Raw genomic sequence first — 14,218 nt, 5'->3', positions numbered from 1 at the left:
CGTTCGCCGTGAAACGGATTGTCCTAACCGCCGGCTTGCTGTGTCTTCTGCCGGCGGCTGGATCGGCCGCGACGCTGGAGCTGGACTTCGCCGCCTATGGCGGCGGCGTCTCCCTGGCGCGCGGCAGCGTCGTGCTGACGGAGGAGGCGGAGGGCGCCGCCAGCCGCTACCGCGCAGCGCTGGAGGCGGAGGCGGTGCCCTGGCTTGGCCTCTTCACCAACTTCCGCTACCACGCCGAATCCGCCGGCCGGCTGGAGGCCGGCACCGCCCAGCCCGACCGCTTCCGCGGCGAGCGCCGCCTGCGCCGCAAGCAGGACATCATGACGCTGACCTTCGGCTCCGACGGGGTGGACGTGGAGGCTGAGCCGCCGCTGAGCCCCGACAAGGCGGCGCGGGTGCCGCCGGACAGCCGCCGAGGCAGCATCGATCCGCTGAGCGCCGGGGCGGCGGTGATCCTGACCGCCAGCCGGGCGGGTGGCTGCGGCGGCCGCTACCCCGTCTATGACGGGCGCCGCCGCTACGACATCATCATGACGCCGCAGGGCCAGGGCAACCTGCCCTCGTCGCGCTACCGCATCGCCACGGGATCGGCGGAGGTCTGCGCGGTCACCGTCCGCCCGGTGGCCGGCTTCGAGGGCGACCGCGACCGGGACCGCTTCTTCGCCGAAGGGGTCGAGCGCAAGGCGACCGTGTGGTTCGCCCGCGCGCCGGAGAGCGGGCGCGTCGTCCCCGTGACGGTGGAGGTGCCGACCGACACGATGACGGTGCTGGTCCACACCGTCGGCGTGAAGGCCGGCCTCTGACCCGCTGCTTCCGTGAGCGCCGACGCCGTCAGCGGATAACGACCACCACCAGCCGCTTCGGCCCGTGGACGCCGTAGGCCAGCGTCTGCTCGATGTCCGCCGTCTTCGACGGGCCGGAGATCAGCAGGGCGTTGGTCGGCATGCCGTCGGCCCAGCGGTTCTCGGTCATCGCCTGCCAGAAGGTGTCGTACAGCGCGTCGGCGCGCAGCAGCGCCACGTGCATGTGCGGCACCAGCGACATCAGCCGCGGCTCCTCCGGCGTCGGCCAGACGATCAGGCTGCCGGTGTCGGCGATGGCGCCCAGCGTCGTGGTGATGCCGGCGTCGATGCCGTCGAACAGCCGTTCCTTGAAAGTCTCGACCCGGTCGGCGTAGGGGATCAGCTCCGGCCCGCCCTCCGCCCATTCGGCCGACAGGCGCCCCCCGGCTTCGGTCGCCGGGCCGAACAGCAGGTTGCGGGTGCCCTGCGCCTTGAGGAAGGCCTGGACGTCGGTAGGCCAGTCGGCCTCCGTCGTCTCCAGGAACTCCGTGTGGACGGCCTCCATCATGCGCTTGATGCGCTCCAGCCGTTCCGCGCCGTCCCAGCGCTTGTTGCGCAGGACGGCGAAGTCGGACTCCGGTGGGGTCAGCGGGTGGGCGTCGCGCCCGGCGCGCAGCTTGCCCAGGATCGCGTTTCTGGACTCAGACATCGGGAATCCCCTTCTCGCGGGCGAGGGCGTGGAGCGTGCGGTTGGCGAAGCGCGGCTTGGCCCGCACGTTCGTCCACTCCTTGAGCAGCGGCAGGCTGGCCGGCGCGGCGTTGCCCAGCTTGGCCAGAAGCGCCGTGGCGAACTGGTAGGCGAGCGGTGAGGCGTAGGTCATCGACCAGCCCTTCCAGACCATCGCCTCCGCCTTGCTGGCGTGCGATCCGGCGCCCCGCACCGCGTCGCCGGGATGAACGGCCTCCGACCGCAGGCGGCCCATGATCTCGACGATGGGGATCTTGACCGGGCAGATCTCGACGCAGGCGTTGCACATGGTGCAGGCGTGCGGCAGCTCGCCCCGCTTCTCCAGCCCTTCCACCTGCGGCATCAGGATCGAGCCGATCGGGCCGGGGTAGGGCGCCTGATAGGCGTGGCCGCCGACCTTGGTGTAGACCGGGCAATGGTTCATGCAGGCGCCGCAGCGGATGCAGCGCAGCGTGTTGCGGAGCTCCTCGTCGGCGTAGATGCCCGACCGCCCGTTGTCGAGGATCACCAGATGGATCTCGTCCGGGCCGTCCTTCTCGCCCGCCTTGCGGGGGCTGGAGATCATGTTGACGTAGGTGGTGATCGGCTGGGCGGTGGCGGAGCGGGTCAGCAGGCTGATGACCGGCGGCACGTCTTCCAGCTTCTCGACGACCTTTTCCAGGCCCATGACGGCGATGTGGACGGGCGGCACGGTGGTGCTCATGCGCCCGTTGCCCTCGTTCTCCACCAGACAGAGCGTACCCGTCTCAGCCACCGCCATGTTGACGCCGGAGATGCCGACGTCGGCGGTCGCGAACTTCTTGCGCAGGACGCGGCGGGCGAGGTCCGTCAGCTGGGCCACGTCCTCGGTGTATTCCGCTTCCTTGATCTTCTGCTTGAACAGATGGGCGATCTGCTTGGTGTTCATGTGGATCGCCGGCATGATGATGTGCGAGGGCATCGCTTCATCAAGCTGGACAATGTATTCGCCGAGGTCGCTTTCCAGGCACTCGATGCCGCGCTTCTCCAGGAAGGCGTTGAGGTGCATCTCCTCCGACACCATCGACTTGCCCTTGACCACCAGCTTCGCGTTCACGCGCTGCATGATGGACAGGACGATGGCGTTGGCCTCGTCGGTGGTGGAGGCCCAATGGACCTGGATGCCGTTCTTCGTGCAGTTGGCTTCCAGCTTCTCCAGCAGTTCCGGCAGCTTGGACAGGGCGCGCAGGCGGACCGAGGCGCCGAGCGCGCGGACCCCGTTCCACTCGGCGGTGTCGGCGAACTGCACCGCGCGCTTGGACATCAGCCCGTCCATGGCGCGGCGGAAGTTGCCGCGGAGCTGCTGGTCCTGGAGCGCGGCGCTGGAGGCCTTCGCGAAGTTGATGCTGGTCTCACCCATGGGTGCGCTCCTTCAGGAACTGGGCGATGTGGACGCCCCGGACCGGCTTTTGGCCGCCCTCCAGCGCGCCGGAGATGTTCATCAGGCAGCCGCAGTCGCCGGACACCACGGCCTTGGCCCCGGTGTTCTCGATGTCCGCCACCTTATCGCCGACCATGGCGGCGGAAATCTCCGGATGGCGCACGGCGAAGGTGCCGCCGAAGCCGCAGCATTCCTTCTCCCGCTGCAACTCGACCAGCTCGACGTTGGCGAGCTGGCGCAGCAGGGTCTTCGGCTCGTCGGTCACGCCCATTTCGCGCTGGGCGTGGCAGGAGGCGTGCCACGTGATCTTCACCGGCGGCCCCTGGTCCTCGAACTTGACCTTGAGGACCTGGACGAGGAACTGGGTCAGCTCCCACACGCGCGACGCCACCTGACGGGCGCGGGCCTCGTCCGGCTCGCCCTTGAACAGGTCGGGCCAGTGCTTGCTCATCATGCCGGCGCAGGACCCCGACGGCACGACGATGGGCCAGTCGCCGGGGAAGTAGTCCAACTGCGCGCGGGCGACCTTCAGCGCCTCCTCCCGGTAGCCGGAGTTGTAGGCGGGCTGGCCGCAGCAGCTCTGCCCTTGCGGGAAGACGACGCGGACGCCCTGCGCCTTCAGCAGCTCCATGCCGGCCATGCCGGCTTCCGGGTAGAAGAGGTCGACCAGACAGGTGCCGAAGAAATAGACGCTTTCGGGCCGCTCGATGGCGGGCCGGCTCGTGGTGCCGTCGTGGCTCATGATTTTCCTCCCTCCCGCCTCAGAACGCGGGTTCCGACGCGCGCGCGGAAGCCGTGGCGGGAGCCTTCGGCGTCGAGCAGGCATCGACCAGATAGACGATGGAACGGTAAGGCAAGCCGGAGTGGTCGGACAGGCCGATCTCGCAGGTCCGGCTGTTCGAATAGCCGGCCTTGGCCCCGGCGGGGATGTCCTTGGACAGGTGGCGCAGGGCGTGGGCGTTCAGCTCCGGCGTGGTGAAGCCTTTGTCGCCGGCGAAGCCGCAGCAGCCGACATCCTCCGGCACCACCACCTGGGTGGCGCAGGCGGCGGCCACCGCCTTCATCTTGGCGTCCAGCCCCATGCGGCGGGTGGAGCAAGTCAAGTGCAGCACCACCGGCTCCGTCTGCTTGGTGAAATTCAGACGATCCAGCAGATGGTCGTGGATGAACTCGACCAGATCCAGGACCTGGAGCCCGGCGTCCTTCAGGTGCTTCTTCAGCCGGAAAGAGCAGGGGCTGGTGTCCAGGACCACCGGGGCCGTGCCGTCGGCGCTGGCCGCCCAGATGGCGCGGACCATCTCCTCCGCCTTGGCGTCGGCCTGGGCGGCGAGCCCCTTGCTCTCCAGCGGCATGCCGCAGCACAGCGAGGCCAGCTGCTCCGGATAGGCGACGCGGTAGCCGGCCTTCTGGAACAGCGCCTCCACCTTCACCGGCAGCGGGGTCTTCTCCGGGTCGTTGGCGGCCGGCCCCATGCTGCGGCTGGTGCAGCTCGGCACATAGACGACGGTCGGCGCGTCGGCGGACGCCTTGGCCTGAGGCAGCGGCGTGAAGCTGGTCGGGGTGGGCAGCGAACGGGGGAGATGCGGTAGGCGCTGGCCGGTGACGGTGCGCAGTTTCTCGAACAGCCCGTTCGCCGTGTCGTCGCCGAGCGTCCGCTTGGCCAGATCGGCCAGCTTCAGGCCGGTGCGGGCGACCGACAAGGCCCCGGCGGTGTGGTCGGCGACGTAGCTGCCGAACCCATGGGCGACCGCCCCGCGACGGTCGCCGCGGATCGCCTTGATGAGCAGCCCCGTCTCGATCCCAACCGGGCAGGCGGTGGAACAGAGGCCGCAGGCCGCGCAGGTGTCGATGCCCTGGTAATCGTAGGCGTCGTGCAGAGCGCTGAGCCGCGCCGCGTCGGCACCGGTGGCCTCAAGGCGCGAGATTTCGCGCCAGCCGACGATGCGCTGGCGGGGGGAGAGCGTCATCTTGTGCGACGGGCAGGTCGGCTCGCAGAAGCCGCACTCGATGCAGGTGTCCACCAGCGGATGGGCGGCGGGCATCGCCTTCAGGTTCTTGAGATGCGCCTCGGGGTCGTCATTCAGGATGACGCCGGGGTTCAGCAGGCCCTGCGGGTCGAGCAGAGCCTTGATCTCCTTCATCAGGCCATAGGCCTGCGGACCCCACTCCATCTCCACGAAGGGGGCCATGTTGCGGCCCGTGCCGTGCTCCGCCTTCAGCGAGCCGTCGTACTTGCGCACCACCTGATCGCACACCGCGTCCATGAAGCGGCGGTAGCGGTCCACCTCCTCGTCGGTGTCGAAGGCCTGGGTGAAGACGAAGTGCAGGTTCCCTTCCAGCGCGTGGCCGAAGATGATCGCCTCGGTGTAGCCGAACTCCAGGAACATGGCCTGAAGCTCGACCGTCGCCTCGGCCAGCCGGTCGAGCGGGTAGGCCACGTCCTCGATGATGACCGTGGTGCCGACCTTGCGCATGGCGCCGACCGCCGGGAACAGGCCCTTGCGGATCTTCCAGTAGCTTTCGCCCAGCTTGGCGTCGGTGGTGAAGGTCGGCGGGAACAGGGTCTGGGTCTGGGCGATCACCGCGCTGACCGCGGCGATATTGGCGTCCAGCGCCGCGGCGTCCTCGCCGCGGATCTCCACCAGAAGGGCGGAGGCGTCCGGCCCCAGCCCGCCGATGAAGTCCGGCATGCCCGGCTTGCCCTCGACCGAGCGCAGCGAGGCGCGGTCCATCAGCTCCACCGCCGAGACCGGCGTCGGCTTCATCAGCGCGACGGCGCGGCAGGCCTCCCCGATGTCCGGATACATCAGCAGGGCGTTCGCCTTGTGGGCGTGTTCCGGCACCGTGTTGTAGGTGATCTCGGACAGGAAGCCGAGCGTGCCCTCCGACCCGATCATCAGGTGCTGGAGGATCTCGATGGGCTCCTCGAAGTCGACCAGGGCGTTCAGGCTGTAGCCGGTGGTGTTCTTGATGCGGAACTTGTTGCGGATGCGCTCCGCCAACTTCTCGTCGGCGCGGGTGCGGGCGGCCAGATCGGACAGGCCGGACAGCAGGGCGCCGTGGCTGACCGCGAAGGCGGCGCGGCTGGCGGCGTCCCCGGTGTCGAGCAGCGTGCCGTCGGCCAGCACCAGCCGCATGGAAGCCAGCGTGCGGTAGCTGTTCTGCGCGGTGCCGCAGCACATGCCGCTGGCGTTGTTGGCCGCGATGCCGCCGATCTTGGCGGTGGCGATCGAGGCCGGGTCCGGACCGATCTTGCGCCCGAAGGGAGCCAGCTTGCGGTTCGCCTCCGCCCCGATGACTCCGGGCTGGAGGGTCACCGTCGCGGCACCCGGCGGGATGGTGCAGCCGCGCCAGCTGTCGCCCAGCAGAACCAGGACGGAATCGGTGACCGCCTGGCCCGACAGGCTGGTGCCGGCGGCGCGGAAGGTCACCGGGGTCTTCATCTCCCGGCAGAGGTTGAGCAGCCGCACCACCTCGCCCTCGGCCTCGACGATGGCGACGATCTTCGGGATCAGACGGTAGAAGCTGCCGTCGGTCCCGTAGGCCAGCGTGCGCAGCGGGTCGGTGACGAGGCGTTCGTCCGGCATGAACTCCCGGAGGGCCGCGTGCAGGCGGTCATAGGGCGCGGGCAGCATCGGTTCTCGGGGCCTCCGGATCTGGGACCGCGCGACGACTCCTCCGTGATCGCCGGTCCGGGTTGCGGGTGCTGGGGCGACGTTTGTTTCCGCCCGTCGGGGGGACGGCTTGTTGGGTGCCACAGTCAGTACGTCGGATAATCGATTTGCTGGGCGGCCGCAATGGTAAAATGAATTGACCAAACGCAGCGCTGTGATGCTGCAATGCATAAAAAACAAGGCGCACAAAGAAAGCGGCGCCACCCGACCGGATGGAAGGCCGAGCGGCGCCGTAGGGAATAAAGCTCGGCAGTGGATGACGCCCCTTCTCCCCGGGGGAGGGGGAAGGGGGGTCGGACGTCGACGCTTACGGGATCATCCAGGGCAGGATGTAGGCCTGGATCATGGTGATGACGCCGATGATCGCGACGAAGAACAGGCTGTGCTTCACGGTGAAGCGGAACAGTTCGGACTCGCGGCCGACCAGACCCACCGCGGCGCAGGCCACGGCGATCGACTGCGGGGAGATCATCTTGCCGGTGACGCCGCCGGTCGTGTTGGCCGCGACCATCAGCACGTCGGACACGCCCACCTGCTGCGCCGTGGTGGCCTGCAGGCCGCAGAACAGCGCGTTGCTCGACGTGTCGGAGCCGGTGAGGAACACGCCCAGCCAGCCCAGGATCGGCGAGAAGAACGGGAACAGGCCGCCCGTGCCGGCCAGCAGCAGCGCCAGGGTCGAGGACAGGCCCGAGTAGTTGGCGATGAAGGCGAAGGCCAGGACCATGCCGATCGAGTAGATCGGGCGCTTCAGCTCGCCGACCGTCTCGACGAAGGTCTTCACGCCGTCGGCCGGGCGCATCTTCAACATGACCATCGTGATGATCGCGGAGATCAGGATGGCCGTGCCGGTGGCCGACAGCAGGTCGAGCTTGTAGACGGCCTCGATGGGCTTGGGCGAGGCGACGATCGGGGCGGCCTTCAGCACCAGCTTGTCCAGCCCGGCGACCGGGAAGTACAGCACCGTGTCGGCCAGCGCGCCGCCCTTGGCGAACAGCGCCTTGAAGGGCTTCAGGCTCCAGATCGTGACGATCACGGTCAGGATCAGGAAGGGCGACCAGGCCTTGGCGATCTCACCGGCGCTGTAGCCGCGCTGGGCGTTGAACTCGCTCGACGCCATGGCGCCGACCGACTGCGGCACCGGGCCGGCGGGCAGCGGGGAGTTGGGGAAGCGGAAGATCGCCTTGGGCTTCCAGAACTTCAGGAAGACGGTGATGCTGACGAGGCTGACCAGAGCGGAGGTGATGTCCGGCAGCTCCGGCCCGATGAAGTTGGCGGTGAAATACTGGGTGACGGCGAAGGTGCCGCCGGCGACCAGGATGGCGGGCCAGGTCTCGCGCACGCCCTTCCAGCCGTCCATGATCATGATGATCCAGAAGGGCACGAAGACGGACAGCAGCGGCAGCTGGCGGCCGGCCATGGCGCCGATCCGGAACGGGTCGAGCGAGGTGACCTGACCGGCGACGATGATCGGAATGCCCATGGCGCCGAAGGCCACCGGGGCGGTGTTGGCGATCAGGCAGAGACCGGCGGCGTAGAGCGGGTTGAAGCCCAGCCCGACCAGCAGCGCCGCGGTGATGGCGACCGGCGCGCCGAAGCCCGCAGCCCCTTCCAGGAAGGCGCCGAAGGAGAAGCCGACCATCAGCATCTGAAGACGCTGGTCCTCGGTGATCGACACCACCGACGAGCGGATGATCTCGAACTGACCGGTCTTGACCGTGATCTTGTAGAGGAACACGGCGGCCACGATGATCCAGGCGATCGGCCACAGGCCGTAGAGGAAGCCGTATCCGGCGGACGCCAGGGCCATGCCGACCGGCATCTTGTAGAACAGGATGGCGACGGCCAGCGAAATGGCGACGGTGATGGTGCCCGCGACGTGGCCCTTCATGCGCAGCATCGTCAGCGCGATGAAGAAGAAGATGATCGGCAACGCGGCCACAAGTGCCGAAAGCCAAAGGTTACCCGCGGGATCGTAGACTTGTGTCCAGGGCTGCATGTTTCCTACCTATGCCGCAGATTCTCGGTTCTGCGCTTTGGCCAGCGACCATGAGTGGAGCCCGGATCCGCACGTCTTATCCGGACGCGCGCCGCCTGTCATTCCATGGCCGTTCGACCGTGGAGATCAGTTTTTTCTTGGGTTGGGCTCCGGTCAAAACATATGACCAAAGGCTCTGAACGGATACATTGGGTCGCAATGGTTGGCAATAGGGAAAATTCAATTTACCGTCGGCGTCGTGAGAGACTTTTTCTTGCCCGTGGTATTACCACCTGACCCCCTTCGATAGCGCTGCGATCGGGAAACGGTGCCATGGGGTGCGGTTGGGCTGGACGCGCGGAAGCCGTGACGATATCTAACCTTCGGGATCGGATGGGATTTCTGCGGATGCAGGGCAAGGGGCAGGGCAAGGGAATGATCAAGCCGGCCAAATTGGCGGACGCCATCGCCGACCATCTGGAGACGCTGATCCGGGAGGGCGTGCTGCGTCCGGGGGAGAAGCTGCTGCCGGAGCGGGATCTGGCGCTGAAGCTGGACGTCTCGCGCCCGTCGCTGCGCGACGCCCTGGAGAAGCTGGAGGAGCGCGGGCTGCTCGTCTCCGGGCGCAACGGCACCCACATCGCGCAGTTCCTGGCGCCCATCGCCGCCCCGCTGGCGGCGCTGCTTCAGTCCGACCCGGACGCGCCCTTCCATTACCTGGAGTTCCGCACCTCCATCGAGGCGGCGGCGGCCAAGCTGGCCGCGCAGCGGGCGACCGACCTCGACCGTCAGGCGATCCGCGCCCTGGCCCAGCGCATGCGCGACGCTCATGGCAAGGACGATCCGTCGGAGGAGGCCGACGTGGACGCGCAGCTTCACCTCGCCTTCTACGAGGCGGCGCACAACACGGTGATGCTGCACATCATGGGCGCGCTGTCGGAGATGCTGCGCAACGACGTCTTCTACAACCGCGACCGGCTCTACACGCGGCCCGGCGTGCGCGACCTGCTGCTGGAGCAGCATCTGGCCATCGTCGACGCGGTGCTGGCCGGCGACGCCGAGGCCGCCCACACGGCGGCGGAGGCGCATGTGATGTTCACGCTGCACACCCTGCGGGAAATCCGCGAGGACGACACGCGGCTTGAGGCCTCCCTGCGCCGTATCGGGCGCACCGACCTGATCGAAACCGCCGAACGGGCCTGAGCCAAAGGGCGGCGTTTGGGAACCCGAGGGCCATTCCCGGTTTTACACGGCTGTCGACCAAGGGAGGTCCAGCCGTGTCCACCGCAACGCCGCTCGCCGAAACGCTGCCGTCTATCATTCCCTATTGCGGCGCCCCACCGGTGCCGGACGGGTTCTGGAGCGCCTGGAACGGCGACCCGGTCCTGCTGTCCGTCTTCGCCCTGGCCGCCGCGGGATACGCGATGGTGGTGCGGCGGCATGGAGCGGGGATGGCGCGGCACCAGCCCTGGTGCTTTGCCGCCGGCTGGCTGGTTCTGTTCGCCGCCTTCGTGTCGCCGCTGTGCAACCTGACCTCCGCCCTGTTCTCGGCGCGGGTGGTCCAGCATCTCCTGACCATCCAGGTCGCGGCGCCCCTGCTGGTCCTGTCCTGGCCGATGGGCGAGCTCCGCTGGCCCAACTGGGCGCGGGTCCTGGCGTCACCTTTGGCCGTTCCGGAAATCGCCTGGGGGCTGTTCGGGCTGTTCCTCTGGGTGTGGCACCTGCCGGGACCCTACATGGCGGCGCTGCGCTTCGACGCGGTGCTGTGGGTCATGCACGCCAGCCTGCTCGTCGGCGCGGTGGCCGCGTGGCGGACGGTGCTGGCCCCCGACGATGGGGCGATGCGGGGGCGGGGGCTGCTGTCGGCCTTCGGCACCTCGGTGCATCTCGCCATCCTGGCGGCCCTGCTGATCTTCGCCCCGCAGCCGCTGTTCGTCTACCATCTGGAGACGACGGCGCCCTGGGGCCTGTCGGCGCTCGCCGACCAGCAACTCGGCGGCCTCATCATGGGGGTGGTCGGGGCGGCGGTCTATGTGGGGATTAATCTCTACGCGCTGGCGCGCTGGCTGATGGTGCCCGAGCGGCAGAGGTCGTAAGGCGGTCAGCGCGCCTCCAATCCGAGGAAGCTCCAGGACACGTCGCCGCGGCCGAGCATGTCCTCCCGGTCGTTCCGATGGATGCAGCGAAGGCCGACGGACGCGGCAAGCGCGATGGTCTCGGCGGCCGAGATGTCGTACATGGTCCGCCCCGCCGGCACCGGGCCGTGCCGCAAGGACATGACAACCCGGCCGTTCGGGTTCAGGAGGGACGCGATGTGCGGCATGGCGATGGCTCGCTGGGCCTCATCGAGGTGCATCCACACGGCGGTGAGCAGGACGACGTCGTAGCGTCCGCCGTCGCCTCGCAGCACGGTCAGTTCCGGCAGGCTGTCGTCGAGCCAGCGGATCGGCGTCGCGGCGTGGATGCGCATTCCCGCGCTGCGAAGCTCCGGCGTCGGTTCGACGGCGGTCACATCATGACCGAGCCGCGAGAGGGCGGCCGCGTCCCGTCCGGTGCCCGCGCCGATGTCCAGGACGCGGCTCGGCCGGGAGGGAAAGAGGTGGAGCACATCGCGATGCACATCGGCGAAGGCCACGCTCTCGTACTGTTCGGTGAGCGCTGTCGCGTTTTCACCGTATCCGTTCCGTCCGCTCATTCCCCGGCTCTCCGCATGATGCGCCGATGACGGCGCGACCGTCCCCTGCTTACCACAGACAGCCGGAGATCGTCGGTGCGCTGGGGAACGCGCTCAACGAAAAACCCCGGCCCTTGCGGACCGGGGTTCTCGTGTCGCGTCACGCTCAGTGGACGGCGGCGCTGCTCCGTCCGCCGCCGGTCAGGGCGAAGCCCAGCGGCGGCCGTTCCGGGGCCTTGAAGCCGGTGGCGCGGTCCTCCTCGACCGGCACCCCGTCCAGCGTCAGGCGGCCGTCCCGCGCCGACAGGTGCAGGGTCGAGCGTTCGTCCACCTCGCCGTCGAGCAGCCGCTCGGCGATGGGGTCCTCCACCAGATTCTGCACCGCCCTCTTCAACGGACGGGCGCCGAAGGCGGGGTCCCAGCCGAGGTCAGCGAGCCGGGCGCGGGCCGCGTCGTCGGCGGTCAGCGACAGGCCGCGCTCCGCCAGACGGTCGGCGACGCGGGCGAGCTGGATGTCCACGATGTGGGCCATCTGCTCGCGCCCCAGCCGGCGGAAGATCAGCACGTCATCCAGCCGGTTTAGGAACTCCGGCCGGAAGGCGCGGCGCACCGCGTCCATCACCTCGATCCGCGCCCCTTCCAGGCTGTCGTCCTCGCCGAGCGCGGTCAGGGCGTCCGCCCCCAGGTTCGACGTCATGATCAGAATCGCGTGGCGGAAGTCCGCCGTGCGGCCCTGCCCATCGGTCAGCCGCCCGTCGTCGAGCGCCTGGAGCAGCACGTTCAGCACGTCCGGGTGGGCCTTCTCCACCTCGTCCAGCAGGACGACCTGATAGGGCCGGCGCCGGATCTTCTCGGCCAGCGTGCCGCCGTCGTCATAGCCGACATAGCCCGGGGGCGAGCCGATCATGCGGGCGACGGAGTGCTTCTCCATATACTCCGACATGTCGACGCGGGTGACCGCGGTCTCGTCGTCGAACAGGAAGGCGGCCAGCGCCTTGGCCAGCTCCGTCTTGCCGACGCCAGTCGGACCCAGGAACAGGAAGGAGCCGGTCGGGCGGTTCGGGTCCTTCAACCCGGCCCGCGCCCGCCGCACCGCCTTGGACACGGCGCGCACCGCCTCGGCCTGACCGACGACGCGCTCGGCCAGCCGGTCCTCCATGCCCTTCAGCCGCTGCCGCTCGCTGTCCAGCATGCGGTCCACCGGGATGCCGGTCCAGCGGGTGACCACGGCGGCAATGTCCTTCGCCGTGACCTCCTCCCGCTCGGCGTTGGCGCGGGATTCGGCCTCGGCCAGACGCTTCTCCAGGTCGGGAACGACGCCGTAGGCCAGCTCGCCGGCCTTCGCCCAGTCGCCGTCGCGCTGCGCGTGCTCCAGCTTGGTGCGGGCCTGGTCCAGTTCCTCCTTCAGGCGGCGGCCCTCGGTGCGGCGGGACTGCCCGACGCGCCATTCCTCCTCCATGGCGGTCAGCTTCGCCTCGTCCACCGCAAGTTCGGACTCCAGCTTGTGCAGACGTTCCTGGGACGCGGCGTCCGGTTCCGACTTCAGGGCCTCGCGCTCGATCTTCAACTGGGCGACGCGGCGGCCGACGGCGTCCAGCGCCTCCGGCTTGCTGTCGATCGCCATGCGCAGGCGGCTGGCCGCCTCGTCGACGAGATCGATGGCCTTGTCGGGCAGGCGGCGGTCGGCGATGTAGCGGGCGGAGAGCTGCACCGCCGCGACCACCGCCGCGTCGGCGATGCGCACGCCGTGGTGCACCTCGTACTTGCCCTTGATGCCGCGCAGGATCGACACCGCGTCCTCGTCGGACGGCTCGTCCACGTTCACCGGCTGGAAGCGGCGGGCGAGTGCGGCGTCCTTCTCGATGTACTTGCGGTACTCGTCCGGCGTGGTGGCGCCGACGCAGCGCAGCTCGCCGCGCGCCAGCGCGGGCTTCAGCATGTTGGCGGCGTCCATGGCGCCGTCCGTGCGGCCGGCACCGATCAGCGAGTGCAGCTCGTCGATGAACAGGATGATGCGGCCCGCCGCCTGTTGCACCTCCGACAGGACGGCCTTCAGCCGCTCTTCGAAGTCGCCGCGGAACTTGGCGCCGGCCAGCAGGGCGGTGAGGTCGAGCGCGAGCACGCGCCGGTCCTTCAGCCCCTCCGGCACGTCGCCGGAGGCCAGCCGCTGGGCCAGACCCTCCACAACGGCGGTCTTGCCGACGCCGGGTTCGCCGATCAGCACGGGGTTGTTCTTGGTGCGCCGGGCCAGGACCTGGATGGTGCGGCGGATCTCGTCGTCGCGCCCGATCACCGGGTCGAGACGGCCCTGCCGCGCCTCTTCCGTCAGGTCGCGGGCGTATTTGGCGAGCGCCTCGCCCATCTGGGCATCCTCCTGCCGATCGGCCGGGCGGTTTTTGCTCAGCGACTCGACGCCCTCGACCAGCACCGCGGGATCGACACCGGCGCGGTGGAACAGCGCGCGGGTGGCGCCGCCCTGGGCGGCCAGCGATTCGAGGAGCCGTTCGGGGGAGACGAACTTGTCGCCGGCCCCGCGCGCCGTCTCGACGGCGTTCTGGAGCACGCCGGCGAGCGCCGGGGACATGAAGATCGGGTGCGGCCCTTCGCCATCCACACGGGTCTGGCGGTTGAGGGTTTCCTCGGCGGCGGTCTTCAAAAGCTCGGGGTCGCCGCCGGCATCGCGGATCAGCTTGGCGGGCACGCCGTCGGCGTCCTCGACCAGGGCCTTCACGAGATGTTCGGGGACGAGCTGTTGGTGGCGTCCGGCGAGAGCCGCCAGTTGCGCAGCCTGGATGACGCCGCGCGCACGGTCGGTGAACAGACCGAAGTCCATCAGGCACTCCGTTCGTTATGGTTCCCGCCCTTTGCGAAGGCGCGGGAAGACGGCCTGTGTGGCCCGCACCATGCGCGGCCCCGGTCGCCTCAAGGGAACAGATGGGCAGGAGCCCCGCCCCGGTCAAGACGGC

Annotated in this window: 10 protein-coding genes; 3 read left to right on the top strand and 7 right to left on the bottom strand. The window is 69.0% G+C overall.

Going from position 1 to position 14,218, the window contains the following annotated elements; all coding sequences use genetic code 11:
- Window positions 1-8: 8 nt before the first annotated feature.
- On the top strand, window positions 9-803 hold the full coding sequence (locus ACWPN5_RS26420) for a DUF3108 domain-containing protein (RefSeq protein ID WP_145681804.1): 795 nt from the start codon (window positions 9-11) through the stop codon (window positions 801-803).
- 28 nt (window positions 804-831) lie between these two features.
- Here the strand turns inward: ACWPN5_RS26420 and ACWPN5_RS26415 are convergent, their stop codons facing one another.
- The 5 genes from ACWPN5_RS26415 to lldP all read right to left on the bottom strand — a co-directional run bounded on the left by ACWPN5_RS26415 (window position 832) and on the right by lldP (window position 8,599).
- Window positions 832-1,491 carry a LutC/YkgG family protein gene (locus ACWPN5_RS26415; RefSeq protein WP_492298313.1) on the bottom strand — a complete coding sequence of 220 codons (660 nt, stop codon included), beginning with the start codon at window positions 1,489-1,491 and terminating at the stop codon, window positions 832-834.
- The gene (locus ACWPN5_RS26410) at window positions 1,484-2,908 is read right to left on the bottom strand and encodes a LutB/LldF family L-lactate oxidation iron-sulfur protein (protein WP_492298312.1); all 1,425 of its coding nucleotides are present in this window, start codon (window positions 2,906-2,908) and stop codon (window positions 1,484-1,486) included. Before ACWPN5_RS26410 ends, ACWPN5_RS26415 begins: the two co-directional genes overlap by 8 nt.
- The gene (locus ACWPN5_RS26405; RefSeq protein WP_492298310.1) at window positions 2,901-3,671 is read right to left on the bottom strand and encodes a (Fe-S)-binding protein; all 771 of its coding nucleotides are present in this window, start codon (window positions 3,669-3,671) and stop codon (window positions 2,901-2,903) included. The genes ACWPN5_RS26410 and ACWPN5_RS26405 overlap by 8 nt, the downstream gene beginning before the upstream one ends.
- A 19-nt stretch (window positions 3,672-3,690) precedes the next feature.
- On the bottom strand, window positions 3,691-6,564 hold the full coding sequence (locus ACWPN5_RS26400) for an FAD-binding and (Fe-S)-binding domain-containing protein (RefSeq protein ID WP_492298308.1): 2,874 nt from the start codon (window positions 6,562-6,564) through the stop codon (window positions 3,691-3,693).
- Between the two features lie 346 nt (window positions 6,565-6,910).
- Window positions 6,911-8,599, bottom strand: a complete 1,689-nt coding sequence (gene lldP, locus ACWPN5_RS26395; protein ID WP_145681798.1) for an L-lactate permease — start codon at window positions 8,597-8,599, stop codon at window positions 6,911-6,913.
- A gap of 372 nt (window positions 8,600-8,971) precedes the next feature.
- On the opposite strand from lldP, the gene ACWPN5_RS26390 reads away from it, so the two are divergent.
- Both ACWPN5_RS26390 and ACWPN5_RS26385 read left to right on the top strand, forming a co-directional pair.
- Window positions 8,972-9,781: an FCD domain-containing protein gene (locus ACWPN5_RS26390; RefSeq protein WP_247888190.1), complete on the top strand. Its 810-nt coding sequence runs from the start codon at window positions 8,972-8,974 to the stop codon at window positions 9,779-9,781.
- 74 nt (window positions 9,782-9,855) lie between these two features.
- Window positions 9,856-10,674 (top strand): cytochrome c oxidase assembly protein, encoded by an 819-nt coding sequence (locus ACWPN5_RS26385; RefSeq protein ID WP_492298306.1) that lies wholly within the window; start codon window positions 9,856-9,858, stop codon window positions 10,672-10,674.
- A gap of 5 nt (window positions 10,675-10,679) precedes the next feature.
- Here the strand turns inward: ACWPN5_RS26385 and ACWPN5_RS26380 are convergent, their stop codons facing one another.
- Complete coding sequence (locus tag ACWPN5_RS26380; protein WP_200476391.1) at window positions 10,680-11,273, bottom strand: class I SAM-dependent methyltransferase; 594 nt, start codon at window positions 11,271-11,273, stop codon at window positions 10,680-10,682.
- Window positions 11,274-11,418: 145 nt separating this feature from the next.
- Window positions 11,419-14,085: an ATP-dependent chaperone ClpB gene (clpB, locus tag ACWPN5_RS26375; protein WP_145681794.1), complete on the bottom strand. Its 2,667-nt coding sequence runs from the start codon at window positions 14,083-14,085 to the stop codon at window positions 11,419-11,421.
- Window positions 14,086-14,218 lie beyond the last annotated feature (133 nt).

The organism is Azospirillum sp. UENF 211521 (assembly GCF_058780535.1).
This window is presented reverse-complemented; position numbering and strand designations above follow the sequence as displayed.

Bases quoted from the DNA above. Each gene is read 5' to 3' on its own strand.
- ACWPN5_RS26415 (WP_492298313.1), bottom strand. From the start codon at position 1,491: ATGTCTGAGTCCAGAAACGCGATCCTGGGCAAGCTGCGCGCCGGGCGC.
- ACWPN5_RS26410 (WP_492298312.1), bottom strand. From the start codon at position 2,908: ATGGGTGAGACCAGCATCAACTTCGCGAAGGCCTCCAGCGCCGCGCTC.
- ACWPN5_RS26405 (WP_492298310.1), bottom strand. From the start codon at position 3,671: ATGAGCCACGACGGCACCACGAGCCGGCCCGCCATCGAGCGGCCCGAA.
- ACWPN5_RS26400 (WP_492298308.1), bottom strand. From the start codon at position 6,564: ATGCTGCCCGCGCCCTATGACCGCCTGCACGCGGCCCTCCGGGAGTTC.
- lldP (WP_145681798.1), bottom strand. From the start codon at position 8,599: ATGCAGCCCTGGACACAAGTCTACGATCCCGCGGGTAACCTTTGGCTT.
- ACWPN5_RS26390 (WP_247888190.1), top strand. From the start codon at position 8,972: ATGGGATTTCTGCGGATGCAGGGCAAGGGGCAGGGCAAGGGAATGATC.
- ACWPN5_RS26380 (WP_200476391.1), bottom strand. From the start codon at position 11,273: ATGAGCGGACGGAACGGATACGGTGAAAACGCGACAGCGCTCACCGAA.
- clpB (WP_145681794.1), bottom strand. From the start codon at position 14,085: ATGGACTTCGGTCTGTTCACCGACCGTGCGCGCGGCGTCATCCAGGCT.